Annotated in this window: 24 protein-coding genes and 1 pseudogene; 17 read left to right on the top strand and 8 right to left on the bottom strand. The window is 65.7% G+C overall.

The annotated features are described in order from the left end of the window. The first annotated feature begins 125 nt into the window (after positions 1–125). From ACE04A_RS25445 to ACE04A_RS25455, 3 genes are read left to right on the top strand one after another with little or no spacing between them, the layout of a single operon-like run. A complete protein-coding gene (locus ACE04A_RS25445) occupies positions 126–1,316 on the top strand; it encodes an ABC transporter substrate-binding protein (RefSeq protein ID WP_259251042.1) in 1,191 nt (396 codons plus the stop codon). 27 nt (positions 1,317–1,343) lie between these two features. Next, a complete protein-coding gene (locus ACE04A_RS25450; protein WP_100853873.1) occupies positions 1,344–2,222 on the top strand; it encodes a branched-chain amino acid ABC transporter permease in 879 nt (292 codons plus the stop codon). Beyond that, the gene (locus ACE04A_RS25455) at positions 2,222–4,714 is read left to right on the top strand and encodes a branched-chain amino acid ABC transporter ATP-binding protein/permease (protein WP_279994277.1); all 2,493 of its coding nucleotides are present in this window, start codon (positions 2,222–2,224) and stop codon (positions 4,712–4,714) included. Before ACE04A_RS25450 ends, ACE04A_RS25455 begins: the two co-directional genes overlap by 1 nt. A gap of 128 nt (positions 4,715–4,842) precedes the next feature. On the opposite strand, the gene ACE04A_RS25460 is transcribed toward ACE04A_RS25455, so the two are convergent. Next, positions 4,843–5,850, bottom strand: a complete 1,008-nt coding sequence (locus ACE04A_RS25460; protein ID WP_448718298.1) for an Lrp/AsnC family transcriptional regulator — start codon at positions 5,848–5,850, stop codon at positions 4,843–4,845. Positions 5,851–5,931: 81 nt separating this feature from the next. On the opposite strand from ACE04A_RS25460, the gene ACE04A_RS25465 reads away from it, so the two are divergent. The 3 genes from ACE04A_RS25465 to ACE04A_RS25475 are packed head-to-tail and all read left to right on the top strand — an operon-like array spanning position 5,932 to position 8,903. Continuing rightward, the gene (locus tag ACE04A_RS25465) at positions 5,932–7,251 is read left to right on the top strand and encodes an MFS transporter (protein WP_485820661.1); all 1,320 of its coding nucleotides are present in this window, start codon (positions 5,932–5,934) and stop codon (positions 7,249–7,251) included. A 27-nt stretch (positions 7,252–7,278) separates the two neighbouring features. Then, positions 7,279–7,425 carry a hypothetical protein gene (locus ACE04A_RS25470; RefSeq protein WP_448718296.1) on the top strand — a complete coding sequence of 49 codons (147 nt, stop codon included), beginning with the start codon at positions 7,279–7,281 and terminating at the stop codon, positions 7,423–7,425. Between the two features lie 8 nt (positions 7,426–7,433). Continuing rightward, positions 7,434–8,903, top strand: a complete 1,470-nt coding sequence (locus ACE04A_RS25475; protein ID WP_448718295.1) for an amidase — start codon at positions 7,434–7,436, stop codon at positions 8,901–8,903. A 380-nt stretch (positions 8,904–9,283) separates the two neighbouring features. Here ACE04A_RS25475 and metK read toward each other — a convergent pair whose 3' ends face one another. Continuing rightward, entirely contained in the window at positions 9,284–10,447 is a 1,164-nt protein-coding gene (gene metK, locus ACE04A_RS25480) for a methionine adenosyltransferase (RefSeq protein WP_046802994.1), read from the bottom strand. 275 nt (positions 10,448–10,722) lie between these two features. Between metK and ACE04A_RS25485 the strand changes: the two are divergent. The 5 genes and pseudogenes from ACE04A_RS25485 to xerC all read left to right on the top strand — a co-directional run. After that, positions 10,723–11,565 (top strand): annotated as a pseudogene (locus ACE04A_RS25485) (lysophospholipid acyltransferase family protein); the annotation flags it as partial. A gap of 120 nt (positions 11,566–11,685) precedes the next feature. Beyond that, positions 11,686–12,576, top strand: coding sequence for a lysophospholipid acyltransferase family protein (locus ACE04A_RS25490; RefSeq protein WP_279994270.1), 891 nt, complete (start codon positions 11,686–11,688; stop codon positions 12,574–12,576). A 28-nt stretch (positions 12,577–12,604) separates the two neighbouring features. Then, positions 12,605–13,516 carry a diaminopimelate epimerase gene (dapF, locus tag ACE04A_RS25495; protein WP_427968275.1) on the top strand — a complete coding sequence of 304 codons (912 nt, stop codon included), beginning with the start codon at positions 12,605–12,607 and terminating at the stop codon, positions 13,514–13,516. Positions 13,517–13,520: 4 nt separating this feature from the next. Continuing rightward, complete coding sequence (locus ACE04A_RS25500; RefSeq protein WP_259251058.1) at positions 13,521–14,198, top strand: DUF484 family protein; 678 nt, start codon at positions 13,521–13,523, stop codon at positions 14,196–14,198. Positions 14,199–14,221: 23 nt separating this feature from the next. Continuing rightward, on the top strand, positions 14,222–15,226 hold the full coding sequence (xerC, locus tag ACE04A_RS25505; protein WP_448718294.1) for a tyrosine recombinase XerC: 1,005 nt from the start codon (positions 14,222–14,224) through the stop codon (positions 15,224–15,226). A 6-nt stretch (positions 15,227–15,232) separates the two neighbouring features. Here the strand turns inward: xerC and ACE04A_RS25510 are convergent, their stop codons facing one another. The 5 genes from ACE04A_RS25510 to ACE04A_RS25530 are packed head-to-tail and all read right to left on the bottom strand — an operon-like array spanning position 15,233 to position 19,535. Further along, positions 15,233–16,282: a nickel/cobalt transporter gene (locus ACE04A_RS25510; protein ID WP_448718293.1), complete on the bottom strand. Its 1,050-nt coding sequence runs from the start codon at positions 16,280–16,282 to the stop codon at positions 15,233–15,235. Beyond that, complete coding sequence (locus ACE04A_RS25515) at positions 16,273–16,956, bottom strand: DUF1007 family protein (RefSeq protein ID WP_448718292.1); 684 nt, start codon at positions 16,954–16,956, stop codon at positions 16,273–16,275. Before ACE04A_RS25515 ends, ACE04A_RS25510 begins: the two co-directional genes overlap by 10 nt. Beyond that, on the bottom strand, positions 16,917–17,930 hold the full coding sequence (locus ACE04A_RS25520; protein WP_448718291.1) for a metal ABC transporter substrate-binding protein: 1,014 nt from the start codon (positions 17,928–17,930) through the stop codon (positions 16,917–16,919). Before ACE04A_RS25520 ends, ACE04A_RS25515 begins: the two co-directional genes overlap by 40 nt. Positions 17,931–17,949: 19 nt before the next feature. Then, entirely contained in the window at positions 17,950–18,816 is an 867-nt protein-coding gene (locus ACE04A_RS25525) for a metal ABC transporter permease (RefSeq protein WP_485820687.1), read from the bottom strand. Beyond that, a complete protein-coding gene (locus ACE04A_RS25530) occupies positions 18,813–19,535 on the bottom strand; it encodes a metal ABC transporter ATP-binding protein (RefSeq protein ID WP_259251061.1) in 723 nt (240 codons plus the stop codon). The genes ACE04A_RS25525 and ACE04A_RS25530 overlap by 4 nt, the downstream gene beginning before the upstream one ends. Before the next feature lie 417 nt (positions 19,536–19,952). Here ACE04A_RS25530 and ACE04A_RS25535 point away from each other — a divergent pair, with 417 nt between their 5' ends. The 5 genes from ACE04A_RS25535 (at position 19,953) to hslU (ending at position 24,588) form a co-directional block, all read left to right on the top strand. Beyond that, positions 19,953–20,456 (top strand): Fur family transcriptional regulator, encoded by a 504-nt coding sequence (locus ACE04A_RS25535; protein ID WP_100853858.1) that lies wholly within the window; start codon positions 19,953–19,955, stop codon positions 20,454–20,456. A gap of 322 nt (positions 20,457–20,778) precedes the next feature. After that, positions 20,779–21,906 (top strand): CobW family GTP-binding protein, encoded by a 1,128-nt coding sequence (locus tag ACE04A_RS25540; protein WP_046802983.1) that lies wholly within the window; start codon positions 20,779–20,781, stop codon positions 21,904–21,906. Between the two features lie 126 nt (positions 21,907–22,032). Then, positions 22,033–22,497, top strand: a complete 465-nt coding sequence (dksA, locus tag ACE04A_RS25545; RefSeq protein WP_006216410.1) for an RNA polymerase-binding protein DksA — start codon at positions 22,033–22,035, stop codon at positions 22,495–22,497. 132 nt (positions 22,498–22,629) lie between these two features. After that, on the top strand, positions 22,630–23,169 hold the full coding sequence (hslV, locus tag ACE04A_RS25550) for an ATP-dependent protease subunit HslV (RefSeq protein ID WP_006216412.1): 540 nt from the start codon (positions 22,630–22,632) through the stop codon (positions 23,167–23,169). Positions 23,170–23,253: 84 nt separating this feature from the next. Further along, the gene (gene hslU, locus ACE04A_RS25555) at positions 23,254–24,588 is read left to right on the top strand and encodes an ATP-dependent protease ATPase subunit HslU (RefSeq protein ID WP_485820662.1); all 1,335 of its coding nucleotides are present in this window, start codon (positions 23,254–23,256) and stop codon (positions 24,586–24,588) included. A 196-nt stretch (positions 24,589–24,784) separates the two neighbouring features. Here the strand turns inward: hslU and ACE04A_RS25560 are convergent, their stop codons facing one another. Beyond that, positions 24,785–25,090: a copper-binding protein gene (locus ACE04A_RS25560; protein WP_448718288.1), complete on the bottom strand. Its 306-nt coding sequence runs from the start codon at positions 25,088–25,090 to the stop codon at positions 24,785–24,787. A 207-nt stretch (positions 25,091–25,297) separates the two neighbouring features. Here ACE04A_RS25560 and ACE04A_RS25565 point away from each other — a divergent pair, with 207 nt between their 5' ends. Beyond that, positions 25,298–25,852, top strand: a complete 555-nt coding sequence (locus tag ACE04A_RS25565) for a cob(I)yrinic acid a,c-diamide adenosyltransferase (protein ID WP_259251066.1) — start codon at positions 25,298–25,300, stop codon at positions 25,850–25,852. Positions 25,853–25,873 lie beyond the last annotated feature (21 nt).

The raw sequence follows: 25,873 nt of genomic DNA on the forward strand, positions 1-25,873 counted from the left end.
TCGTGGCAGCGCGATCCCGGCAATCAGCAATGCGGTGGACGCAGGTGGCATGGATCTTGCATGGGGTAGGGAAGCAGCCCTTAACCCCATGCAAGATCCGTTCCACTTTTTTCAGGAGTGTCTCGATGGTCCCGACCCGCCGTTCCTTCATGCTTCGCGCCACCGCCGCCGCCCTCTTCACGGCCGGCCTCGCCCTGCAACCGGCGCTTGCCGCCGACCCCATCAAGATCGGCCTGATCACCGCGCTGTCGGGTGAATCCGCCCGCGCGGGCGAAGCGCTGACGCGCGGCATGACCATCGCCATCGACGAGATCAACGCCAAGGGCGGCCTGTTGGGCGGCCGCAAGATCGAGCTGGTGCGCCGCGACGACGAAGGCAACCCCGCCAAAGGCATGGCCGCCGCGCGCGAGCTGATCTTCAAAGAGAAAGTGACGGTGCTGTTCGGCGGCCTGGACACCCCGGTGTCGATGGCCATCGTGCCCATCGTGAACCAGGAAAAGGTGCCGTTCATGGGCCCCTGGGCCGCCGGCACCGCCATCACGCACAACAAGGGCAACCCCAACTTTGTGTTCCGCGTGTCGGCCATGGACGAAATCGTCGACAGCGCCATGCTGCAGTACGCGCAAAAGACGTTTCAGACGACCAAGCCCGGGCTGATCCTGGTGAACAACCCGTGGGGCGAATCCAACGAAAAAGGGCTGAACGCCGCAATGGCCGCCGCCAAGGTCACGGCGGCGGGCACGGAAAAGTTCCAGCCCAACGACCTGGACGTGGTGCCGCAACTGAGCCGCCTGAAGGCCGCTGGCGCGGACACGCTGTTCATGGTGGGCAACGTGGGCCCGTCGGCACAAGTGGTGAAGTCGCTGGACCGCATGGGCTGGAAGGTGCCGATCGTGTCGCACTGGGGTCCCGCGGGCGGGCGCTTTACCGAATTGGCCGGCCCCAACGCCAAGAACGTGCACTTCGTGCAGACCTACAGCTTCTTCGGCAAGCAAGGGCCGGTGGGCGAGAAGGTCTTGCAGGCGCTGAAGACCAAGTATTCCGACATCAAGGGCCCGCAAGACATCACGCCGGCGGTGGGCGTGGCCAACGCCTATGACGGCATGCAACTGGCCGCGCTGGCCATCGCGCAGGCCGGCTCGACCGATGGCGACGCGGTGCGCCAGGGCTTCTACAAGATCGGCAAGTACGACGGCCTGATCAAGACCTACGAACAGCCCTTCACCCCCACGTCGCACGACGCGCTGCGCGAAAACGACTACGTGTGGACGCACTTCGTCGACAACCGCATCCTGCCCGTCAAGGGCGCGCAATAAGCCGATTGCATCACGCGGGAGACGCGCATGTTGTTGATGTCCGCCATTGTCAGCGGCCTGGGTCTGGGAAGCATGTACGGGCTGATGGCCCTGGGCTTCTACCTGACCTACGCCGTGTCGGGAACGGTGAATTTCGCCCAGGGCAGTTCCATGATGCTGGGCGCCGTACTGACCTACACGTTCGTCCAGACCCTGGGCTGGCCGCTGGCGCCCGCGCTGTTGGTGGCGCTGGCGCTCTGCGCCCTGTATGGGCTGGTGGTCGAGCGGCTGGCCGTGCGGCCGTTTGCCAGCCGGGGCTCCAACGCCTGGCTGATGTCGACGGTGGCGCTGGGCATCGTGCTGGACAACGTGGTGATGTTCACCTTCGGCAAGGAACCGCGCAGCCTGCCTTCGCCTTTGGCCCAAGCCCCGCTTGAAATCGGCGGCCTGGGGCTGGGCGTCTACCCGCTGCAACTGCTGATTCCACTGGTCGGACTGACGCTGGCCGCCGCGCTGCACACCCTGTCGCGCCGCACGCGCTGGGGCGTGGCGCTGCTGGCCGTGGTGCAGAACCCGAACGCCGCGCGGCTCATGGGCATCCCCGTGCGCCGCGCCATCATGGCCGCCTTCGCCGTGTCCACGCTGTTTGCGGGCGTGGCCGGCGCGCTGGTGGCGCCGCTGTTCAACGTGCAGGCGGACATGGGCACGCTGTTCGGCTTGAAGGCCTATGTGGTGGCCATCCTGGGCGGCATCACCAGCGCCTGGGGCGTGATGATCGCGGGCCTGTTGTTTGGGGTGGTCGAAGCGCTGATCACCGTGAACCTGGGCTCTGGGTACACCCACATCATCAGCTTCACGCTGGTGATCGTCATGTTGGCCGTGCGTCCGAATGGATTGTTCGGCCGCGCCGATGTCAGGAAGGTCTGATGAATAAGCGACTTGCATCGCGCCGGCTGTGGCTGGCGCTCTACGCGCTGCTGGCCGTGGCCGCCCTGGTTCTGGCGGCTACCGTCAACGGCTATTACGTCTTCGTGCTGGGTAACGTGGCGCTGCTGGCGTTGGCCGGCATTGGCCTGAACGTGCTGCTGGGGTTGACCGGGCAGATGTCGTTCGGCCACGCGGGCTTCTACGCCATCGGCGCCTACACCGTGGCCATCCTGACCGGCCAGGCGGGTTGGAGCTTCTGGCTGGCTTGGCCCATGGCCGCATTGGTGGCGGGCGCCTTCGGCCTGCTGCTGGCCCTGCCCGCGCTGCGCGTGAAGGGGCCGTACCTGGCCATGATCACCATCGCCTTCGGCTTTATCGTTGAACACGCGCTGATCGAAGGCGGCGACATCACCGGCGGGCAGAACGGCCTGATGGGCATCGCGCAGCCCGCGCTGGGCGGCATCGGCGGCGACCGGGGCGTGGCGATGCTGGCGATCGTGACCGTGTTCGTGGCGCTGGCGGCGTACGCGCTGCTGTCGCGCGGTACCTGGGGCGCCGCCATGCGCGCGGTGAAAGACAGCGAGACCGCCAGCGAATCCATCGGCATCAATCCCTTGATGGTCAAGACGGTGGCGTTCATGGTGTCGGCGGCGGTGGTGGGCTTGGCGGGCGGGCTGTACGCACCGCAGACCGGCATGATCACGCCGCACAACTTCAATTTCATGCAGTCGATTCTGTTCGTGCTGGCGGTGACGCTGGGCGGCGCGGGATCCCTCGCCGGGCCCTTGCTGGGCGCGGTGGTGGTGGGCCTGCTGCCCGAACTGCTGTCCAGCCTGGAGGAATACCGCCTGCTGTTCTTCGGCGTGTTCCTGCTGGTGGTGCTGTGGGCGGCGCCGGACGGCGTGGCCGGCTTGCTGTCGCGCTGGCGTCGCAACGCGGCGGGCCAGGCGCTTGCACCGCGCCATGGCGGCGGCATGTCGATGGGCGGGCGCGCCGGGCGCGTGCTGCGCGCCGATGCGCTGACCATGACGTTTGGCGGCGTGCGCGCCGTGCAGTCCGTGTCGTTCAACGTGCCGCCCGCCGCCGTCACGGCGCTGATCGGCCCCAATGGCGCGGGCAAGTCCACCGTCATCAACATGCTTAGCGGCTACTACCAGCCGACCAGCGGCGCGGTGTCGCTGGGTGACACGCCGCTGGCCGCCTTGCCCGCCTATCGCGTAGCGCGCGGCGGCATTGCCCGCACTTATCAGACCTCGCAGTTGTTCGACACCTTGACCGTGGAAGACAACGTGGCGCTGGGCATGGTGCGCGGCCGCCTGGGCGGGCTGCTGGGATCGCGCCGCTACCTGGCGCCGGACGTGCGCGAACGCGCGCGTGCGCTGCTGGGGTTCTGCGGCTATGAAGGCGCGCTGAACGTGCCCGCCGCCGACCTGCCGCACGTGGACCGACGGCTGGTGGAGATTGCGCGCGCGTTGGCCACCGACGCCGACATCCTGCTGATGGACGAGCCGGCCGCGGGCCTGTCGCGCGAAGACAAGACGCGTCTGGCCGGCCTGTTGCGGCGCATTGCCGAAGCGGGCGCGGGCGTGCTGCTGGTCGAGCACGACATGGCGCTGGTGATGGGCGTGTCCGATCACGTCGTGGCCATCGACGCGGGCCGCGAACTGGCCAAGGGCAACCCCGCCGAGATCCAACAGTCGCCCGCCGTGCGTCAGGCGTATCTGGGCGATGACAGCGCCCGGCGCGCGCCGGCCGCGCGGCAACGTCCGGAAGGCGCGCCCGTTGCGCCCGAGGTACTTGGCGTGGGCAACCTGGTCACTGGCTACGGCGCCAACCCCGTGCTGCACGGCATCGACCTGCAAGTGCGCCAGGGCGAGATGGTGGCGCTGCTGGGGGCCAATGGCGCGGGCAAGTCGACCTTGATGCGCACGCTGGCCGGGCTGCATCGGCCCGCGCAAGGCGGCATGCATTTGCAAGGAATGGAACTGAACAACCTGGCCGCCGACCGTATCGTGGCGCGCGGCCTGGTGCTGGTGCCCGAAGGGCGGCAGGTGTTTCCCGGCTTGAGCGTGCTGGACAACATCCGGCTGGGCGCCTTTCTGCACCCCCAGGACCGCGAGGCCCGCGTCGAGGAAATGCTGACGCGCTTTCCGCGCCTGCGCGAACGCCTGCATCAGCGCGCCGGCCTCTTGTCGGGTGGCGAACAGCAGATGCTGGCGATTGCGCGCGGGCTGATGTCCAAGCCGGTGATCCTGCTGCTGGACGAACCCTCACTGGGCCTGGCGCCCAAGATCATCGACGAGCTGTTTGAAGCGCTGGACCGCCTGCGCGCCGAATCCATGACGATTCTTCTGGTGGACCAGATGGCGGCGCTGGCGCTGTCGTTGGCGGACCGGGCCTATGTGCTGGAGTCCGGGCGTGTGGCGGCGCAGGGGTCGGCGGCGGAGATTGCGCAAGACGGCGCGTTGGCTCGCGCGTATCTGGGCGCATGAAGCGATGCACCCGCCGAGGTAACAACCGCCGAGCGGTTCCTGGCAACCAAGCCCGCCCCGCAGCCCCGGCTGCGGGCGCGGACGCAACAAGAACGCAGACAAGAACGCGGGCGGGCCTGCCTTGGGCGCTAGGCCGCGTCCGCTTCCAGGCGCGCCCCCGCGCGCACAATGCCGCAACGCTTGTGCGCACGCATCACCACGCCGACTTCGCTGTTGAGTACGCCGTCCAGCTCGCCCAGGCGGCGTGTCACCACTTCCCACAGATGCAGGCTGTCGCGGCACAGCACGTGCCAGAACAGTTGCGATGCGCCGCTGGTGCCGAACAGGCAGCGTGTATGCGGGTCCAGCGCCAGATGCGCGGCCAGCGCGTCAACGGCTTGCGGCCGCACCTGCACTGAAATCACCGCTTCCAACGGAAAGCCCACCAACGCGGGCTCAACTTCCACCCGAAAGCTCAGCGCGCGACGCTCAACCAGATGCTGCAACAAGCGCTGCGCGGTGGGTTCGCTGACGCCGGCGTGTTCGGCCAGTTCGGCCAGGCTGGCGCGCCCGTCACGCATCAGATGCGCCATCATGCGCTGCTCGGGCTCGCTCAGCGCAGCGGGCGGCTGCGCGGGCGCGGCCTCGGCGGCGGCCACGGCCGGCTGCGCCTGGATGCGCCACTGGCCCGCGCGCCGGAACGGCCGCAACACCAGTCGCGCTTCCACGTGTTCCACGCCGTCAATGGACGGCAACACCCGCGTCACCACGTCCGGCATGTCGGCGGCGTCGGCCAGGGTCAGTTCGGCCATCAGGTCGGCCGTGCCGGCCAGCGTTACCACGAGTTGGCTGATGTCCAGCCGCGCCAGTTGTTCCGCCACTTCCGGCACCCGGCCCGATCGACAGCGCACCCAGGCATGCAGCACCACGCCCTGCCCCATGGCCAGCGGATCGGGTTCGGCAATGACGCGCAGCGCATCGGCGTCCATCAGGCGGCGAATGCGGCGCGCCACGGTCCGTTCGGCGATACCGGTGGCCGCGCCCAACTCGCGCCAAGACGCGCGGGGGTCTGCCTGCAACGCGATCAGGCAGGCCAGGTCGGTGTCATCCAGCACTGGCGTTAAGGGCTTACCCTTACTTGACGTGGCTATATTCATTAATCTAACGTTCGCGCATTGAGAAAAACACAAATTTAAACTGTTTTTTTGACCAAAAATAAACTCTTACCTGAGGACGACATGAGCAGCCCATCCGCGACCTTGCGCAGCAAGCAAGGGGCAAGCGCCGCGCCCGCCAGCGCGGCGCCCGTATCCCGCGCCCGCACCATTCTGGCCGGTAGTGTAGGCAATGCGGTCGAGTGGTTCGATTGGACCATCTACGCCTCGTTCGCCATCTTCTTTTCCAGCCAGTTCTTTCCGGAAGGCAATGAAACGACGGCGCTGCTCGCCACCTTCGGCATCTTCGCCGTGGGCTTCTTCATGCGCCCAGTGGGTGGCTGGGTGCTGGGCATCTTTTCCGACCGCTACGGCCGCAAAGCCGCGCTGGGCCTGACGATTCTGATGATGGCGGGCGGTTCCCTCATCATCGCCATCACCCCCACCTACGCCACCATCGGCTTGGCGGCCCCGTTGCTGCTGACCGCCGCGCGCCTCTTGCAAGGGTTGTCGCTAGGCGGAGAGTATGCCTCGGCCACGACCTTTCTGGCTGAAATGGCGCCGCCGGAAAAGCGCGGTTTCTATTCCAGCTTTGTGTTCTTCAGCGCCGCCGTGGGCATCCTGGCCGCGTCCGCCGTGGGTTGGATCCTGACGTCCACCCTGACGAAGGCCGACATGGCCTCCTGGGGCTGGCGCATTCCGTTCCTGCTGGGCGCGTTCGGCGGCTTGGCGGGCATGTGGATCCGCCGCTCGATTCCCGAAACCGAAGCGTTTTCGCACGCCAAGCAAGCCGGCATCGAAAAGCAGCCGCTGCGCACGCTGCTGCGCGACCACCCGCGTGAAGTGCTGCGCATCGTGGGCTTTTCGGTGTTGACGACGTTTGCGTTCTACATCTTCGTGGCCTACGTGCCCACCTACGCCATCCGCCAGGGGGGCGCCGACCCCAAGACCGCGTTCGCGGCCAACACCGTGGCCTTGATTGTCTTCATGCTGGTGCAGCCGCTGTTCGGCATGCTGTCCGACCGCATCGGCCGCAAGCCGCAATTGATCTTTTTCGCGGCCGGCTACCTGGTGTTCTTCTACCCGCTCATGACCACGCTGGGCCCGTCGTTCGGCTCGATCCTGGCCGTGGAACTGTTCGGCCTGGTGCTGTACGCCATGTACACGGCGATTGCCCCGGCCATCATGTCGGAACAATTTCCCACCAGCGTGCGCGCCGTCGGCATCGGCACGCCGTATAACCTGGTGGTTGCGCTGCTGGGCGGCACCACGCCCTACCTGCTGACCTGGCTGCAAAGCAAGGGCATGGAACGCTGGTTCTTCTATTACGTGCTGGCCGGCGCCGTGATCACGTTGATCACCTTCATCCGCATGCCCGAAACGCGCGGGCAGACGCTGAAGTAACTGGTGAAGTAGCTGCTGAAGACAGCATTGAAGTCGCTGCTGAAATCGCTGCTGAAAGCATTATTGAAGCCGCTGCTGAAGTCGCCGCTGAAGCCATCTCTGAAATCGCTCCAGCACGCGCCGTATAAACGCTTTCCGGACCCGTCAGGGCCGGAAGGCTTTTCCTTTTCTTGAAGAGAGCCATGCCAGCACAAGACCCCACCGACCTGCATTTTCGAGACGCCCGCGAACTGGCCCGCGCCATCCGTGACCGTGAACTGAGCTCGCGCCAGGTCACCGCCCACTTCCTGGACCGCATCGAACGCGCCGCGCCGCTGGCGGCCTTCAGCGAGGTCACCGCCGAACGCGCGCTGGCCCAGGCCGACGCGGCCGACCGGTTGCAGGACGCGGGCATACTGCTGGGGCCCTTGCATGGCGTGCCGGTGGCCGTGAAGGACAGCATCCAGTGGCAGGGCACGCCCACCACCGGCGGCTCGCAGGCTCGACGTGGCGTGATCAGCACGGAAACCTCGGCGGCGGTACGCGCGCTGGCGGCGGGGGGCATGGTGATTCTGGGCAAGACGCGCATGACGGAATTCGCTTTTGGGCTGTCGGGCCAAAACCCCACCCAAGGCACGGCGCGCAACCCGTGGGACGCCAAGGTCGCACGCGCGCCCGGCGGTTCTTCAAGCGGCGCTGGCGTGGCGGTGGCGGCTGGCCTGACGCCCATCGCGCTGGGTGGCGACACCGGCGGTTCGGTGCGCGCGCCCGCGGCGCTCAATGGGGTGGTGGGCTACAAGCCATCGTCGGGCCTGATCAGCCGCGCGGGCTGCCTGCCACTGTCGGACACGCTGGATGTGCTGGGCCCCATCGCCCGCAGCGTGGCGGACGCCCGGCTGCTGGCGCAAGTACTGGCCGGACCCGACGTGGACGACCCCGCCACCTTGGCGTTGCCCGCGTCCTGCGTCACCGCGCTGCGCCATCCCGTGGCGCGCCGAATGGCCGCTGACGCTCTCGCCTCCTCCACCTTAAACGTTCCCATCTCTGTCGCCGTCTTGTCGCCGCAAGCCTGGCCCACGCCGCTATCCGACGCCGCCCTGCAGGTCTGGCATCAGATGCAAGAGCGCCTGGCGCATGCCGGCCTGACGCCCACCCCCTGGCATCCGCCCGCGTCCTTGTCGTTTGCCCGCATGGCGGACGACAACTCGCTGGTGCTGGCGTACGAGGCCTATCGCTATTTCGGCGCGCTGGCCGAAGACCCCGCCGCGCCCTTGTGGGAAGTGGTGCGCGCGCGCATCGCGGCGGGCGGCCGGATCGCGCAGGCAGACTACGAAGCCGCGCTGAACCGGCGGCAGGCCGACATGGCCGCATTCGCCGCCGCCATGCAAGGGCTGGACGCCCTGCTGATGCCCGCCTGCGACCAGGCCGCGCAGCCGCTGGACGCCGAAGACGTGCGCCACGTGGGCCTGGGCAAGCTGCTGCGCCCCGCCAATTTCCTGGGTGCGGCTGCCATCACCCTACCCGCCGGTTTCGACGCCGAAGGCATGCCCATTGGCGTGCAACTGCTGGCCCCCGCAGGCCACGACGCCCCGCTGCTGGACTGCGCGGCAACGCTTGAACGAGTGCTGGCACCGACACAACAAACGCCCGACATGTCACCGTGGGACTTGTAGGATGGGTGCAGCGCGCAACGCAGGTCATTAGAAAACCGACAAAGTTCGCGCGAAACCCATCAAGCAACGGTGGAATTTTGAAGAGCGGCGGCAAGAACTCAAGGGTTTTGAAGTGGCGTCGTCGATAACGTCCAAGGGTTCTGAAGTGGCGTCGCCGCAAGCGCGCAAGGGTTCCGTAGCCGGGCCATCAAAACCACCGCGGTTTTTAACCATTGCGGCGTCATGCCATCGGCGGGTGATGGGTTGCGCGCGATCGGCGGTGGCGCAGTGGTGGAGAGTTTTGCGCGCTTCACCCATCCTACGTGCCCAGCGCTATCCCCCATAAAAAACGCCCCTGCCATTCTTCATGGCAGGGGCGTTCTTCATGAAGATCCGCTGTTTTACAGCGCCTTCTTCAATTCCTGAACCTTGTCCGTGGCTTCCCACGAGAATTCCGGCTCGGAACGGCCAAAGTGGCCGTAGGCGGCGGTTTTCGCGTAGATCGGGCGCAGCAGGTCCAGCATGTTCACGATGCCCTTCGGACGCAGGTCGAAGTGCTCGCGAACCAGCTTGGCGATCTGGTCGTCGGGAATGACGCCCGTGCCTTCGGTGTAGACCGTGATGTTGATCGGTTCGGCCACGCCGATGGCGTAGCTGACCTGCACCTGGCACTGGCGCGCCAGGCCGGCGGCCACGATGTTCTTGGCCACGTAGCGGGCTGCGTAGGCAGCCGAACGGTCAACCTTCGACGGATCCTTGCCCGAGAACGCGCCGCCACCGTGCGGGCAGGCGCCGCCGTAGGTGTCGACGATGATCTTGCGGCCGGTCAGGCCGCAATCGCCTTGCGGGCCGCCGATGACGAAGCGGCCGGTCGGGTTGACCAGGAACTTCGTTTGCGGCGTGATTAGGCCTTCGGGGAAGCTCGGCTTGATGATGTCTTCGATCACCGCTTCGCGGATGGTCTCTTGCGTGACTTCCGGCGCGTGCTGGGTCGACAGCACCACGGTATCGACTTCCGCCGGGCGGCCGTCGATGTAGCGGAAGGTCACTTGCGACTTGGCGTCCGGGCGCAGCCACGGCAGGCGGCCGTCCTTGCGCAGTTCGCTCTGGCGCTGCACCAGGCGGTGCGCGTACCAGATCGGGGCGGGCATCAGGTCGGGGGTTTCGTCGCAGGCATAGCCGAACATCAGGCCTTGGTCGCCCGCGCCCTGGTTCAGATAGTCTTCCGAGCTGCGGTCGACGCCTTGGGCGATGTCGGGCGATTGCTTGTCGTAAGCAACCAGCACCGCGCAGCCCTTGTAGTCGATACCGTATTCGGTGTTGTCGTACCCGATGCGGCGGATGGTGTCCCGCGCAACCTGGATGTAGTCCACGTTGGCGGTGGTGGTGATTTCACCAGCCAGCACGACCAGGCCCGTGTTGCACAGCGTTTCGGCTGCAACGCGCGCGTTGGGGTCCTGCGTGAAGATGGCGTCCAGGATCGAATCAGAAATCTGGTCGGCAACCTTGTCGGGGTGCCCTTCGGAGACGGATTCGGAAGTGAAGAGAAAATCGTTATTGGCCACAGATGCGTCCTTAGTGTCCGGCCTTGCCGGCGCATAGGTTCACGAGGCGCGTTGCACCCCGGACTGCATGACATACGCTATCTGGGCGCGACGCTTTAGCGGATTTGGCAAAGGCCGCGCAAAGCGCTTTACCCTTGCCGTCGCCCCGCAAGTTGTCGGTTAACTCGGCGACTGGACGGATTTTAAGCGAAAATGCCGTTCTTATGCTCGCGGCGGGGGTATGAACATATTCCCGAACACCGGCATAACCCTGCCCGTCCTTTTCTATTTGCCGCATGCTGCTCGCCCTGTTCCGACTTTTTGCCGCCCTGCCGTTACCGGTTGCGCACGCCCTTGGCCGCGCGGCGGGCCTGGCCGTGTACGCCTGGCCCGGCAAGTATCGGCGGCGCCTTCAGGCCAATGCCGCGCAAGCCGGCTACCCCGGCGCGGCGTTCGCCCGCCAGGCCGCGGCCGAAACCGGCGCCATGATTCTTGAGAACCCGCGCGTCTGGTTCAAGAACGAGGAAAGCCTGGCCCAAGTGGTGTCGGACGATAACGAGGTGGTCGACAAGGCCCGGGCCGAAGGGCGCGGCATCCTGTTCCTGACCCCGCACCTGGGCTGCTTTGAAATCACCGCCCGCTATCTGGCCCGCCAGATGCCCATGACGGTCATGTTCCGCCCCCCGCGCAAAGACGTGCTGGCCCCGCTGCTGGAGACGGCGCGCAACAGTTCCGCCGTCAACGCCGTTCCGGCCACCATGCAAGGCGTGCGGGAATTCGTGCGCGCGCTGCGACGCGGTGAATCCGTGGGCATGCTGCCCGACCAGGCGCCCAGCGTAGGCGACGGCGTGTGGGTCCCGTTCTTTGGCCGGCTGGCCTACACCATGACGCTGCCCAGCAAGCTGGCCACGCAAACCAACGTTCCCATCATCCTGACCGCCGGCGAACGCCTGCCGCGCGGCAAAGGCTGGCGCATCCACTACGTGCGCGTGCCCGAACCGCTGCCGGCCGACCCCGAAGCCCAGGCCGCACTCATCAACGCCGCGATGGAAACGTTGATTCGACGCTGCCCCCAGCAGTACCTCTGGAGCTATAACCGCTACAAGACGCCGCGCGGGGCGCCCCCGGCCCCTGACGCCAATGCCGCTGCCGCTGCCGCTGCCGACACTGACACCGATGCCAATGCCGATGCCGATGCAGACACCGACAGCATTCGGCAGCCCCGCTGACCGTTCCCGCCCGGCCCTTTCCCCGAAACGATGACAGATTCAAAGACGCGCACGCTGGTTTCCCTGTTGAAGTGGTTCGGCCGCATCAAGCCATCGACCCGCCAGCGCATCGGCGCCGTGCTGGGCTGGCTGGCGCCACGGCTGGCGAAGTCACGAGCGCGCATCGTGCGGCGCAATATTGAACTGTGCTTTCCCGACCAGCCGGAATCGGTGCGCGAGCAGTGGGTGGCGGACCACTTCCGGGCCTTGGCGCAATCCATCGTGGACCGTGGCGTGCTCTGGTACGGCACTCCCGAGGCCATCAAGGACATGGTCACGCAGACGGGCGCCGAACGCATCAACGAACTCACCGCCCAGGGCCGCCCCGTGATTTTGCTGGCGCCCCACTTCATTGCGCTGGACGCCGCCGCCACCCGCCTGACCATGGAAGTGCCCAGCGCCGCCACCATGTACACGCCGCAAAGCGACCCGCACATTGATGCGGTCGTGGCGGCCGGCCGGGCCCGCTTCAACGAGGTGTTTCTGGTCAGCCGCAAGGACGGCGTGCGCGACCTGATCCGCCACCTGCGCGCGCCGCGCCCGATCTATTACCTGCCCGACATGGACTTCGGCCGCCAGGGGTCCGTGTTCGTGCCGTTCTTCGGCGTGCAGGCCGCCACGCTGCTGGCCACCGCCCAGCTAGCCCAGAAATGGAACGCCGCCGTTCTGCCCATTGTGGGCTTCTGGAACCCCGAGACCGGCCGCTATCACATAGACGTCCTGCCTCCGCTTGAGGATTTCCCCGGCACGGCGTCCCTGGAAGACGCCACCGCCCGCCTGAACCGCGAGCTGGAATCCTGGGTGCGCCGCTGCCCCAGCCAGTACTACTGGGTTCACCGCCGCTTCAAGACCCGCCCGCCCGGCGAAGCCAAGCTCTATTGATCCCGCCCTGGCTTCCCGCGCCCGAATAATGGGCGATAATCCAGCGATGAACTGGAACTTCACCAAAATGCATGGCGCGGGCAATGATTTCGTCGTGCTCGACGGGGTCCGCCAGACCATCGAAATGACGCCCGAGCGCGCCCGCGCCCTGGGCGACCGGCACTTCGGCATCGGCGCCGACCAGATCCTCCTGGTTGAACGCGCCACCCGCCCGGATGCTGATTTCCGCTACCGCATTTTCAATTCCGACGGCAGCGAAGTCGAACACTGCGGCAACGGCGCGCGCTGCTTCGTGCGCTTCGTGCACGAACAAGGCCTGTCCGACCGCAACCCGCTGCGCGCCGAAATCGCCACCGGCATCCTCGTGCTGGATGAAGGAGACGACGAGCAAGTCACGGTCGACATGGGCAGCACCCGTTTCGAGCCCGAAGCCCTGCCCTTCGACACCACCGGCTTGACCTCGCAACGCGAAGGCGAAGACACCCTCTGGGAGCTGGACATCGACGCGCCCGCCGGTGTGCCCGGCAAAGTGCTGCTGTCCACAGTGGCCATCTCCAATCCGCATGCGGTGCAGGTGGTGGACAACGTCGACACCGCCCCCGTCGCCATTCAAGGCCCGCTGATCGAAACCCATCCGCGCTTTGCACGCCGCGTAAACGCCGGCTTTCTGCAAGTGATGGATCGCCACAACGTCCGCCTGCGCGTCTTCGAACGCGGCGCGGGTGAAACCCTGGCCTGCGGCACGGGCGCCTGCGCCGCCGTTGCGGCCGGCATCCGACGCGGCTTGCTGGAATCGCCCGTGCGCGTGCAAACCCGTGGCGGCGTGCTTACCGTTGCCTGGAACGGCGACCAACTGCGCATGACCGGCCCCGCCGAATCCGTGTTCACGGGGCAAGTCGACATCGACAAGCTCGTCTTCTCCATGGCGCTGAACCGCTGACCCTATGACTGATACCGCTTTCACCGCCCAAGACATCGCCGCCTTCCTGCAAGACCATCCCGGCTTCTTTGACGAGCACGCCGACGTGTTCGCCACCATGCAGGTACCGCACCCGCATGGCTCGCGCGCCATTTCGCTGGGCGAACGCCAAATCCTGACGCTGCGCGAACGCAACCGCGAACTGGAATGGCGCTTGAACGAACTGGTGCGCAACGCCACCGCCAACGAAAGCATCGGCTCGCATCTGGCCAAATGGTGCAGCCGCCTGCTATCGGAAAACGACGCGCAGCGTGTGCCCGGCGAAATCGCGCTTGGCCTGGCCGAACAGTTTGAACTGAACCACGTGGCGCTGCGCTTGTGGAACCTGTCCGAGCTGGCGCCCACGGGCTACGGCGAACCCACTTCGCAAGACGTGCGCACGTTCACCGACAGCCTGAAGACGCCGTACTGCGGCACCGATACCGACTTCGAAGCCGCGGGCTGGCTCGACAGCAAGCCCAAGTCGCTGGCATTGGTGCCGCTGCGGCTGGAGGCCGACGGCCCCGCCGTGGGCTTGCTGGTGCTGGGCTCGGACGACCCCGAACGCTTCACGCCTGAAATGGGCACGACGTTTCTGGAATCCATCGGCCAACTGGCTTCGGCGGCCTTGCATCGCCTGAATCCCGCGTCGCCGAAGGCCTAGCGCAAACCAGGGTGGGCGGACAAATGACCCAGACCACGCAAGACGCGCCCCCGCCCGACCCTGCCCCCGGCGCCGAGGCTTTGCCCGACCCGATGCGCGCCTGGTTGCGCCATCTGGAAACCAACCGCCGCTATTCGCCCCACACGCTGGACGCCTATCGTCGCGAGCTGCATTTCCTGAATCAGCTTGCCGACCTCGCCCGGCTGCCGTTGGACAAGATTGCCAACGGCCATATCCGCCAATTCGTCGCTCGGCTGCATGCCGAAGGCAGAGGCCCACGCAGCCTGGCCCGCACCTTGGCGGCCTGGCGCGGCTTCTACCAATGGTGGGCCCCCGCAATCAACCTGGCCGGCAACCCCGTGGCTGGCGTGCGCGCGCCCAAGGCCCCGCGCGGCCTGCCCAAGGCCTTGTCCGTGGAGCAGACCCAAGCCCTGCTTGACCGCCCCACCGCCAAGGTCGCGAACGAACCCGCCGCGCTACGCGACCAGGCCATGTTCGAACTGCTCTACTCCAGCGGGCTGCGCTTGTCGGAACTGGTGGGCTTGGACCTGCGCTACACACGCACGGCCGATTACGAATCGCGCGGCTGGTTGAAGCTGGACGAAGCCGAGGTCGAGGTGCTGGGCAAGGGCGGCAAGCGCCGTTCCGTGCCGGTGGGCCAGGCCGCCGTTGCCGCCTTGCAGAAATGGATAGGCGCGCGCCCGCAATTGGCGCCGCCCGCGCCACAGCCGGAGGACGCCGCCGCGTTATTCCTGGGCGCGCGGGGCAAGCGTATCTCGCCCCGCATCGTGCAATTGCAATTGGCGCAGGTTGCGCAAGCAGCGGGCTTGCCCACGCATGTGCATCCGCACGTGTTGCGCCACAGCTTCGCCAGCCATGTATTGCAGTCGGCGCAAGACTTGCGCGCCGTTCAGGAAATGCTGGGCCACGCCAATATCTCGACCACCCAGGTCTATACCCGGCTGGATTTTCAGCATCTGGCCAAAGCCTACGACCAGGCGCATCCCCGCGCGGGGCGCAAGTCCTGAAGCGGGCTAGCCGCCTCCGGCCACCATGCCGCCCAGCAGCATGACGCCCAGCAACAGCACCGCCACCGCCGCCAGCGCTTCCACCCCGTAGCGCACGCGCGCCGCGCCCGTGCTCGACAAGCGTTGACCGATGCGCGTGGCCGCGCCGCCGGCGGCCACGGCCAGGCAAGCCAGCGCCGCCACGGTCAAGCCCGTGCCCAAGCCCATCGCCAATGCCGACGCCACGCCGGCCAGGAAGAAGCCCTGCGACAATGCGAACACCAGCACAATCAGCGCACCGCTGCACGGACGCAGCCCCACCGCCAGAATGGCCGACGCGGCGCGCCGCCAGTTCAACTGGCCGGCAACCTGATCAGGCGCCGGCACATGCGCATGGCCGCAACCGCAATCATCGTCGTGGTGGTGATGGTGATGCTGGTGGTGATGCTGGTGGTGATGCTGGTGGTGATGCGCATCGGCAGCAGCATGCGGCCCATGCCGACGCCGCAGCAATGGCCTGACCGCCTTTACCCACACCAGCCACGCGCCCAGCAACGTCACCAACCCATACGACGCCAGTTCCAGCCAACGCGTCGCCTCGTTCATCGTGGCGGCGGTTGCGTTGAACACCAGCGCCAGCACCGCCACCATCGCGATCGCCACCACCGCCTGGATCAGCGCGGACGCCAGGGCCAACAGCGCACCGTTGCGTGCCGTCTGCCGATTGGCCACCACATAGGAAGAAATCACCGCCTTGCCGTGCCCAGGGCCCAGCGCGTGAAACACGCCATAGGCAAACGACAGGCCAATCAAGGTCCAGGCCGCGCCGTCGTCGGCCTGCCAGGCGCGCACCGCGCCCGTCAATTGACGGTAGAAATGGCTTTGCCAGACGGCCACTTGCCCAAAGAAACTGGCCAGCCAGCCCGGCCCGCCCATGCCCGTGCCGCTTTCCGGCACGCCAAAAGGATGCGCACCCTGCGCCGCGGCCACGCCCATGCCGCCCAGCAGCGGCAGCAGCAACAGCACCAACGCCGCCGCCCGCCAGCCAAGGCGCCAGGAAGCCAGCGTTACGGGCATCGCACCTCGATGCGGTGCGTCAGCCCCTTGGTGATGGCGAAAAGTTCGTCCGGCAATGCATCCGGGTCGGCCGGGATCGCGGCCAGTTGCTGCATGGTCTTCCAATCCAATTCCTTGGGCTTGCGGTAGGCAGACGTACACGCCGCGGCATCCGGGCCGCCCAGCGACACCGCGCCTTTCTCGTCAAAAGCGTACGCAACAAAATAAGTAGGGTCGTAGATATCCACCTGCGCGCCGTCGGCGCCCACCGGCATGGGCGTGGCCAAGGGCAAGGTGAACGACAGCGTCAGGCGTGTGGTCTTGGGATTCCAGTCGACCTTGGCATCGCGCGGCGCCCCGAACGTTGCGGTCTTGCCGCCCACGGTGACGCGGGTGAAGTAGTGCGAAATCGGTTCACCCAGCGCCTTCATCCAGTCATCCGCCATGCCCTTCAAGGTGGCGGCGGGCAAGGAACCGCCCTTGCCTTTCGGCAGGCCCTGCGTGGCATAGGCGCCGAACATTTCATCGAACAACCAGACCTGGCGAACCGCCGTGATGCGGTGCTGCGCGTCGACATCGATGACCGCGCGCGCGTCGATCCACATATGCGGGTGCGCGCTGGCGGACCCGGCCGCCAGCAGTGCCGTCGCGGCGGTCAGGGCTGCAAGGCCGCGGCGAGCTGACGTACGTTCCATTCAAACATTTCCAGATAGGTAGCGCCGGGCTGTCCGGGCTTGGACAGCGCATCGGAATAAAGCGTACCACCCACCTTGGCGCCGGTCTCGCGCGCAATCTGCTGAACCAGCTTGGGGCTGGAAATATTCTCGACGAACACCGCCGGCACCTTGTCGCGCTTGACCTGTTCGATGATGCGGGCAATTTCACCGGCCGACGGTTCGGCATCCGTGGAGACGCCCATCGCGGGGATGAACGACACGCCGTAGGCATCGCCGAAATAGCCAAAGGCGTCGTGCGACGTCACGACCTTGCGGCGCGCTTCCGGAATGGCGGCGAACGTCTTCTTGGCAGCAGCGTCAACGGCTTCCAGGCGCGCGATGTAGGCGCCCGCGCGCTGGCGATAAGCGTCGGCATGTGCCGGATCGGCGGCGGCCAGGCCCTCGGCCACGTTGCGCGCATAGATCACGCCGTTGGCCAGGTTCTGCCAGGCGTGGGGATCCGAGTCGCCGTGATGATGGTGATGACCTTCCTTGTGGTCATGGTCATCGTCGTGGTCATGGTCGTGGTCGTGGTCGTGGTCGCTATCGTGATCATGCTCGTCATGCTTGCCATCGCCACCTGATTGCGCGAACTTGCGCGGCGTCACGCCTTTGCTGGCCACCACCGTCTGGCCGGCAAAGCCGGACGCCTTCGTCAGCTTGGGCAGCCAGGTCTCGAAATCCAGGCCGTTCACGAACAACACTTTCGCGGCGGACAGCTTCTTGGCGTCGCCCGGCGTGGGCTCGTATTCGTGCGCGTCGCCATCCGGCCCCACCAACGTCGTCAGGCTGACGTCATCGCCCCCCACTTCGCGCACGATGTCGCCCAGGATAGAAAAGCTGGCCACCGCCTTCAGGGGTTCAGCGGCATGCGACGCCCCGAACACGGCCGACAGGCACAGCCCGGCCATTGCCAACAAGGCGCGGCGACGCAGCGGCAACATGGAACGCATAACGAATCTCCTTATGAAGTCAGGCTTGGCGCATGCGGCGCGGCGCCCGCAGCAACCCGCCTTGCGGGCCGCCGACGATGGAAAACAGGTAACAGGCGCCCGCCGCCAGAATGATCGATGGCGATGCGGGTACGTTGAAGTGGTAGGACACCAGCAAGCCGCTAACGGAGGCCAGCACGCCGAACCCGGCCGCCAGCGGAATCTGCCGCGCTGCCGACCGTACCCAGAAGCGCGCGGCGGCGGCGGGCAGCATCATGATCCCCACGACCATCAAGGTGCCCAGCACCTGAAAGCCCGCCACCAGGTTGACCACCACCAGCACCAAAAACCCCATGTGGACCCAGCCGCCCCCGCCGCCGCTGGCCCGCAGGAAACTCGGATCCAGGCATTCGGCGACCAGCAGGCGGTAGATGGCGGCCAGCACCAGCAAGGTCACGCTGGCCGTGATGGTCACCAACAGCAGCGCCGCGTCGTCCAGGCCCAGCACCGTGCCGAACAGCACGTGCAGCAGATCCATGTTCGAGCCGCGCAAGGACACCAGCAGCACGCCCAGCCCCAGCGATATCAAATAGAAAGCGGCGAAGCTGGCGTCTTCACGCAGCGGGGTCAACCGCGCCCCCACCCCGGCCAGCAAGGCGACCGCCAAGCCGGTGGCGATGCCGCCCAGCATCATGGCGCCCAACGACAGTCCGGACAGCAGGAACCCCGCCGCCACCCCCGGCAAGATGGCGTGCGACATGGCGTCGCCCATCAAGCTCATGCGCCGCAGCACCAGAAACACGCCCAGGGGCGCCGCGCCCAGCGACAAGGCGCAGGCGCCGGCCAGCGCGCGCCGCATGAAGCCGTAGTCCACAAACGGTGAAACCACCCATTGCGCCAAGGTCATGCGTAGGCCCTCGCATGCCATTGCCTCGCCACCTTCAGATGCGCGTCGCTCAAGACGCTGGCGGTATCGCCCCAGGCCACGACAGAGCCCGACAACAACAGGCATTCGGGAAAGTGGTCGCGCACAAGGTCCAGGTCATGCAGCACGGCGATCACCGTGCGGCCCTGGCCGTGCAGCCCGCACAGCAAGGCCATCAGGTCGTCGGCGGTATGGGCGTCGACCGCGGCAAAGGGCTCGTCCAGCAGCAGCACCGGCGCGTCCTGCACCAGCATCCGCGCAAACAGCGTGCGCTGCATCTGCCCGCCCGACAAGGTGTCCACCCCGCGCCCGGCGGCGTCCGCCAGGCCCACCGTTTCCAGCGCATGCATGCAGCGTTCAAGTTCTTCGTGGCGAAAACGGCGCCACGCGCCGACCCGTCGCCAGGCGCCCATGGCCACCAGGTCCAGCACCGTGACCGGAAACGATCGGTCCAGTTCGGCCGCCTGCGGCAACCAGGCCAGTTCGGAACGCCCCCCGCCGCTGATGCGTACGCTGCCCGCCATGGGGCGCAGCACGCCCATGATGCCTTTGATCAAGGTCGACTTGCCCGCCCCATTCGGCCCCACCACGGCCGTCATACCGCCGGCGGCAAAACACCCCGACACGGACTTCAACGCAGGGTGGCCATGCCAGCCAAAAGATGCATCGGCCAGCTCGATGGTGACGGGCGCCTTGCTCATCGCGGCCACCAGTCCAGCGCCCAAGCCGTCAGCGCCCACAGCAGGGCGGCCGCCACCACGGCAACGGCCATGCGACGCCAGGCGGAAACCAGAAAGGCAGAGCGGGGAATCTTGCCTTGCCGAAGCGCGGCGCCAGGCCGCGGGGGCAAAAGCGTGAAGTGAGACATGGAAAGCGGGCAGGCTAAAGACTGAAGACGTAGGGGCGGACAGGGGGAAGAAGCACGCACCGGCCAGCGAAACCACGGCTAATCCGACATGCGTAGACCGCCTGAACTCGGCCCGGCTTATTTTTACAATGTTATATCATAACTAAACTGACTTGAATCTGGCCGAGGGTGCCCGCATATCTGAGTTTTCTGCTACTTTCCTGGCATCTCGCGCGCGGCGCGCGCGTCTTTCATTCAGATAAAGTCCACCATGCCCGCTCCGCCCCGTTCCCCCCGCAGCGACACCGTCGGCGCCCAGCTCAGCGTCGCCGAGACGCTGTGCGAACAGCGCGGCCGCCGCTTAACCCCCATCCGCCGCAAGGTGCTGGAACTGCTGCTTCGCCACGGGCGCAGCCTGAAGGCGTATGAATTGCTGGACGCCATGCGCGAAGTGCATCCCGGCGCGGCGCCTCCCACCGTGTACCGCGCGCTGGACTTCCTGATGGACGAAGGCCTGATCCACCGCCTGGACGCCGTCAACGCCTGGAGCGCCTGCCATGACGCCGGCGGCGCCCCGCATGATTTATTAGTGGTGTGCACCGGCTGCGGCGCGGTGGCCGAAGTGTCCGACCCCGCCATGAGCCGCCAATTGGCCGAACGGGTCGCCCAAACGGGCTACGCCCTGGCCACGCACGAGACCGAGATCCGTGCGCTCTGTCCCCAATGCCAGAAAAAGCAGCCCGCCGACGCTGCGCATCATCACCACCATCACTGAAGCGGCATGTGGCTGGGCGCCCGTCATCCCCTGGCGCATTCCGGCCTCACTTGAAATCCGCAAAACCGCCCCAAAATAGTGATATCGCCGGATACTTGCCGGCCTACAGACGCGATCCGGACGGCTTCGGCCCCTGGGTTGATCCGGGGTTTGCCCCCTGCCCCCGACTGTGCTGTAATCCTGCGTCCGGCCGCTGTGGGCGGCCCACGCAGCCTGTGGCAAACATCATCCCGCACGGGGCAAAACACCCTGTCAGCCTATGTTGAATGCCTGGGCTTCAGCTTTGACTTCACAGTCTTGACTTCACGCTAGCAGCTTCGCCATGAACACCCCGCGCAGTTTGGACAAAATGGTTCCCGTCACCATCCTCACCGGCTTTCTCGGTGCGGGCAAGACCACCCTGCTCAAACGCATCCTGACCGAATTCCACGGCCGCCGCGTTGCGGTCATCGAAAACGAGTTCGGACCGGAAAGCATCGACAACGACCTGCTCGTGCAAGACAGCGATGAAGAAATCATCGAACTGTCCAACGGTTGCGTCTGCTGCACGGTGCGTGGCGACCTCATGCGCACCCTGTCCGAGCTGCGTGTCAAGCGCGAAGCCGGCGAACTGACTTTCGAGCGCGTCATCCTGGAAACCACGGGCATGGCCAACCCCGGCCCCGTCTGCCAGACGTTCTTCATGGATGACGACATCGCCGAGTACTACCGCCTGGACGCGGTGGTGACCGTGGTCGATGCCAAGCACGGCATGTCCACGCTGGACGAACAACCCGAAGCCCAGAAGCAAGTCGGTTTCGCCGACCGCATCCTGATCTCCAAGCGCGACCTGGTCAACGAAGTTGACTACGAAGCGCTGCGCCACCGCCTGGTTCACATGAACCCGCGCGCGCCGATCACGCCGGTCAATTTCGGCGAAGTCGACCTGAAGTCCATCATCGACATCAGCGGCTTCAACCTGAATTCCATTCTCGACATCGACCCGGAGTTCCTGGCCGATGAGCACCCCGACGCCGCCCACAGCCACGCCCACGACCATGGGCATGACCACGGGCACGATCATGGCCACGGTCACGACCACGACCATGATCACGAAGGCGATTGCGGGGCGCATTGCGATCACGCGCACCATCACCACCCCAAGCACGACGACGAGATCGGTGCGTTCGTGTTCCGTTCCAACAAGCCGTTCGATCCCGCGCGCCTTGAGGAATTCCTGGGTGGCGTGGTGCAGGTCTATGGCCCCGACCTGATGCGCTACAAGGGCATCCTGTACATGAAGGGCATCAACCGCCGCATGTTGTTCCAGGGTGTGCACATGATGATGGGCGCCGAACCCGGCAAGCCGTGGACCGCGGCTGAAAAACCGTCCACCAAGATGGTATTCATTGGTCGTAAGCTGCCCCAGGAGATTTTCACCCGGGGCTTGGAGCAGTGCCTGGCGGGGTAATCCCCCTTCCCGACGTGACGCGATGCGACGAAGGCAGTACTGTGAGGTACGAGTAACGTAGTCAGCAAGCAGCACGAACCGGGAAAGGACGCCCGCGCCAGGATCGATTCATAGTGGAGTGTTTTCATGGCTACCAAGGCAGCAACTAAAAAATCAAGCAAGTCGACGAGCGATACGGCGATTGATCTGCCCAGCGAGAAGGAATTGCTGGCCATGCCCGAGTCCGACTATATGAACGAACGCCAACTGGCTTTCTTCAAGGAACGGCTCAAACAACTCGAACAGGACATCCTGGCCAACGCCGGCGAGACCACTGAGCACCTGCGCGAAACGCAGTTCGTGCCCGACCCCGCCGACCGCGCCACCATCGAGGAAGAACACGCACTTGAGCTGCGCACCCGCGACCGCGAGCGCAAGCTGCTGAAAAAGGTGCAACAGTCCATCGCCCGCATCGATAGCGGCGAATACGGCTGGTGTGAAGAAACCGGCGAACCGATTGGCGTACCCCGCCTGTTGGCCCGCCCCACGGCCACCCTGTCGCTGGAAGCGCAGGAACGCCGTGAGATGCGCCAAAAGCTGTACGGCGACTGATCCGTCCCGTTTTCGCGCCATGCCCTGAAAGGCTATGCTGGTTTCCAGCATGGCCTTTTTTATTGGCCGTCGCGCACCGCGCTTGATTTCTTTCGAACCGCCCCCAGCTAGTCCTTTCATAGGAAGGAACGCATGGAACAATTTCACGCCACCACCATCGTGTGTGTGCGCCGCGGCAACCGCGTCGCACTCGGCGGCGATGGCCAGGTCACCCTGGGCAACATCGTCGTCAAGGGCACGGCCCGCAAGATCCGCCGCCTGTACCACGACAAGATCCTCGCTGGCTTTGCCGGCGCCACCGCCGACGCGTTCACGCTGCAGGAACGCTTCGAGGCCAAGCTGGAAAAGCACCAGGGCAACCTGATGCGCGCCGCCGTCGAGCTCACTCGCGACTGGCGTACCGACCGCGTCCTGCGCCGTCTTGAAGCCATGCTGATCGTGGCCGACACCGAGCACACGCTGGTCCTGACCGGCAACGGCGACGTGCTTGAACCCGAGCACGGCCTGGCCGCCATCGGGTCGGGCGGCGCCTACGCGCAATCGGCCGCGCTGGCCTTGCTGCGCAACACCGAGCTGTCGCCCGAAGCCGTCGTCAAGCAATCGCTGGAAATCGCCGGCGACCTCTGCATCTATACCAACCAGAACCACGTCATCGAAACGCTGGGTGACTGACATCCGCCACGCGGCGCATGGGAAACCTCCCTGCGCCGCGGCCGCTTCCCCAGCCCGCCGCTCTCGCTTCAAGGATTCGCCCTCATGTCCGCATCCAACATGACGCCCGGAGAGATCGTCTCCGAACTCGACAAATACATCGTCGGCCAGAACCGCGCCAAGCGCGCGGTGGCCGTCGCCCTGCGCAACCGCTGGCGTCGCCAGCAGGTCGCCGAACCCCTGCGCCAGGAAATCCACCCCAAGAACATTCTGATGATCGGCCCCACCGGCGTGGGCAAGACCGAGATCGCCCGCCGCCTGGCCAAGCTGGCCAACGCGCCCTTCATCAAGATCGAAGCCACCAAGTTCACGGAAGTGGGCTACGTTGGCCGCGACGTCGACACCATCATCCGCGACCTGACCGAATACTCGATCAAGCAAACGCGCGAACTGGAAATGCGCCGCGTGCGCACCCAGGCCGAAGACGCCGCCGAAGACCGCATCCTGGACGCCCTGGTGCCACCCGCCCGCGGCGCCTCCGGCGCGCCGGAGCGCGGTGAAGACAACAGCGCCCGCCAGACCTTCAGGAAGCGCCTGCGCGAAGGCAAGATCGACGACCTGGAAATCGAGATCGAGGTGTCCCAGGCCGCGCCGCAGATGGACGTCATGACGCCCCCCGGCATGGAAGAAATGGCCGAGCAACTGCGCGGCATGTTCGCCGGCATGGCTCGCGACAAAAAGAAGCCCAAGAAAATGAAGGTGCGCGAAGCCTTCAAGCTGATCATCGACGAAGAAGCCGCCAAGCGCGTCAACGAAGAAGACCTGCGCACGGTTGCCATCAATAACGTCGAACAGAACGGCATTGTCTTTTTGGATGAGATCGACAAGATCGCCGCCCGCCAGGAATCCGGCGGCGCCGACGTGTCGCGCCAGGGCGTGCAGCGCGACCTGCTGCCGCTGGTCGAAGGCACCACGGTCAACACGCGCTATGGCATGGTTCGCACCGACCACATCCTGTTCATCGCGTCGGGCGCCTTCCACCTGGCGCGCCCGTCCGACCTGATCCCGGAACTGCAAGGCCGTTTCCCGATCCGCGTCGAACTGGAATCGCTGACCGCCGAAGACTTCGTGCGCATCCTGTCGGACACGGATGCGTCCCTGACCAAGCAGTACACCGCGCTGATGGCCACCGAAGACGTGCAGCTGGAGTTCACGGAAGAAGGCGTACGCCGCTTGGCTGAGTTGGCTTTCGACGTCAACGAAACCACCGAAAACATCGGCGCGCGCCGCCTGTACACGGTCATGGAAAAGCTGCTGGACGAACTGTCGTTCGACGCCACCTCCAGCCAGGACAAGCACGTGAAGATAGACGCCGCCTACGTCAATTCGCAACTGGCCGAAGCCGCCAGCAGCCAGGATCTGGCTCGCTACGTGCTGTAAGCCGGTGCAGACTGGGCGCTAGGCCAGTGGGTGCCAAAGGGTGCAATACTTTTGCGCCCTTGCACTTGGCCCACTGGCAAAAAAGCCGCTTATCGCCTGATCGCGATAAGCGGCTTTTTCTTGAGCGCCCCTTTTTCTCTTCAGACCATGCGCTTCGGTTTGCGAATCCGAATCATGAGCTTCAGAGTCATGAACTTCAGTTAGTGATGGCGGTCACAACGTACTTGCCATCCTTGCGCGAGGCCGTAAAACGCACCTTGTCGCCCGCCTTGATCTTGGCCAACAGCGCCGGGTCCGCGTCATAGACCAGCGTCATCGCGGGCAGGTCCAGCGCCTTGATCTCGTCATGCTTGATTGTCACCTTGCCCGCGGCCGGGTCGACACGACGCACTTCCCCGCTGGCGTCAGCCTGCTGCGCAAACGCCAGGGGCGTCGCCAGCGACACAACGGCCATCGCGGTGGCGACGGCCATGGGCATTGCATACTTGCGGTCAAAAGCCATACAGGCATCCTCCATTGACACCGAAAGCCGCCCGGGAAGCACTGCGCCCGGTCTACTTTCCACAGTGCTAGGATACCGCCGTTACGAAACAGTTCCTGCGGCAGAACGCAACAATCCTGACGGTTGATTGCGAGCCTACCTCTTTGCGAGGTGCCCGCTTACCGCTGGACGCAACCCTCCACATTCACCAACTTCAGGACGTTTCACATGGCCAACCGCTTATCTGTCATCGCTACCCGCACGGGGGACGACGGCACCACTGGCCTGGGGGACGGGTCACGGACTCCCAAGGACGCCCCGCGCATCGCCGCATTGGGGGATGTGGACGAGCTGAACAGCGTCATCGGCGTGCTGCTGGCCGAACCGCTTCCCTCCGAGATCTCGATTGATCTGGTGGCAATTCAACACCACCTCTTCGACATGGGCGCGGAACTTTGCATTCCCGGCCATACCGCCGTCACCGACGAACAGGTCGCCCTGCTGGACACGCGTCTGGCGCATTACAACGCTACGCTGACGCCCTTGCGAGAATTCATACTACCCGGCGGAACGCGCGCGGCCGCCCAAGCGCACGTGGCGCGCACCGTATGCAGGCGGGCGGAGCGGGCGGTGGTGGCGCTGGCGGCGGCGGAGCCAGTGAATGCGCCGGTCAGACAGTATCTGAACCGGTTGTCGGATCTGATGTTTGTGCTGGCGCGTTGTATAAACCAGCATGCAGGTCAGAAAGATACATTTTGGGCAGGCGCCCAAGCGCGCCGATAGCTTGCGGCCGGAATACGCCGG

Source organism: Achromobacter colocynthidis (assembly GCF_057334535.1).

Excerpts from the sequence above, each read along its gene's own strand:
- ACE04A_RS25515 (WP_448718292.1), bottom strand. The coding sequence starts at position 16,956 with ATGGAACGTACGTCAGCTCGCCGCGGCCTTGCAGCCCTGACCGCCGCG.
- ACE04A_RS25520 (WP_448718291.1), bottom strand. The coding sequence starts at position 17,930 with ATGCGTTCCATGTTGCCGCTGCGTCGCCGCGCCTTGTTGGCAATGGCC.
- ACE04A_RS25510 (WP_448718293.1), bottom strand. The coding sequence starts at position 16,282 with ATGCCCGTAACGCTGGCTTCCTGGCGCCTTGGCTGGCGGGCGGCGGCG.
- ACE04A_RS25450 (WP_100853873.1), top strand. The coding sequence starts at position 1,344 with ATGTTGTTGATGTCCGCCATTGTCAGCGGCCTGGGTCTGGGAAGCATG.
- ACE04A_RS25535 (WP_100853858.1), top strand. The coding sequence starts at position 19,953 with ATGCCCGCTCCGCCCCGTTCCCCCCGCAGCGACACCGTCGGCGCCCAG.
- ACE04A_RS25445 (WP_259251042.1), top strand. The coding sequence starts at position 126 with ATGGTCCCGACCCGCCGTTCCTTCATGCTTCGCGCCACCGCCGCCGCC.
- hslV (WP_006216412.1), top strand. The coding sequence starts at position 22,630 with ATGGAACAATTTCACGCCACCACCATCGTGTGTGTGCGCCGCGGCAAC.
- ACE04A_RS25560 (WP_448718288.1), bottom strand. The coding sequence starts at position 25,090 with ATGGCTTTTGACCGCAAGTATGCAATGCCCATGGCCGTCGCCACCGCG.
- ACE04A_RS25460 (WP_448718298.1), bottom strand. The coding sequence starts at position 5,850 with ATGAATATAGCCACGTCAAGTAAGGGTAAGCCCTTAACGCCAGTGCTG.
- ACE04A_RS25540 (WP_046802983.1), top strand. The coding sequence starts at position 20,779 with ATGAACACCCCGCGCAGTTTGGACAAAATGGTTCCCGTCACCATCCTC.
- dapF (WP_427968275.1), top strand. The coding sequence starts at position 12,605 with ATGGGCGATAATCCAGCGATGAACTGGAACTTCACCAAAATGCATGGC.
- ACE04A_RS25475 (WP_448718295.1), top strand. The coding sequence starts at position 7,434 with ATGCCAGCACAAGACCCCACCGACCTGCATTTTCGAGACGCCCGCGAA.
- ACE04A_RS25465 (WP_485820661.1), top strand. The coding sequence starts at position 5,932 with ATGAGCAGCCCATCCGCGACCTTGCGCAGCAAGCAAGGGGCAAGCGCC.
- ACE04A_RS25565 (WP_259251066.1), top strand. The coding sequence starts at position 25,298 with ATGGCCAACCGCTTATCTGTCATCGCTACCCGCACGGGGGACGACGGC.
- hslU (WP_485820662.1), top strand. The coding sequence starts at position 23,254 with ATGTCCGCATCCAACATGACGCCCGGAGAGATCGTCTCCGAACTCGAC.
- dksA (WP_006216410.1), top strand. The coding sequence starts at position 22,033 with ATGGCTACCAAGGCAGCAACTAAAAAATCAAGCAAGTCGACGAGCGAT.
- xerC (WP_448718294.1), top strand. The coding sequence starts at position 14,222 with ATGACCCAGACCACGCAAGACGCGCCCCCGCCCGACCCTGCCCCCGGC.
- ACE04A_RS25490 (WP_279994270.1), top strand. The coding sequence starts at position 11,686 with ATGACAGATTCAAAGACGCGCACGCTGGTTTCCCTGTTGAAGTGGTTC.
- ACE04A_RS25455 (WP_279994277.1), top strand. The coding sequence starts at position 2,222 with ATGAATAAGCGACTTGCATCGCGCCGGCTGTGGCTGGCGCTCTACGCG.
- ACE04A_RS25525 (WP_485820687.1), bottom strand. The coding sequence starts at position 18,816 with ATGACCTTGGCGCAATGGGTGGTTTCACCGTTTGTGGACTACGGCTTC.
- ACE04A_RS25500 (WP_259251058.1), top strand. The coding sequence starts at position 13,521 with ATGACTGATACCGCTTTCACCGCCCAAGACATCGCCGCCTTCCTGCAA.
- ACE04A_RS25530 (WP_259251061.1), bottom strand. The coding sequence starts at position 19,535 with ATGAGCAAGGCGCCCGTCACCATCGAGCTGGCCGATGCATCTTTTGGC.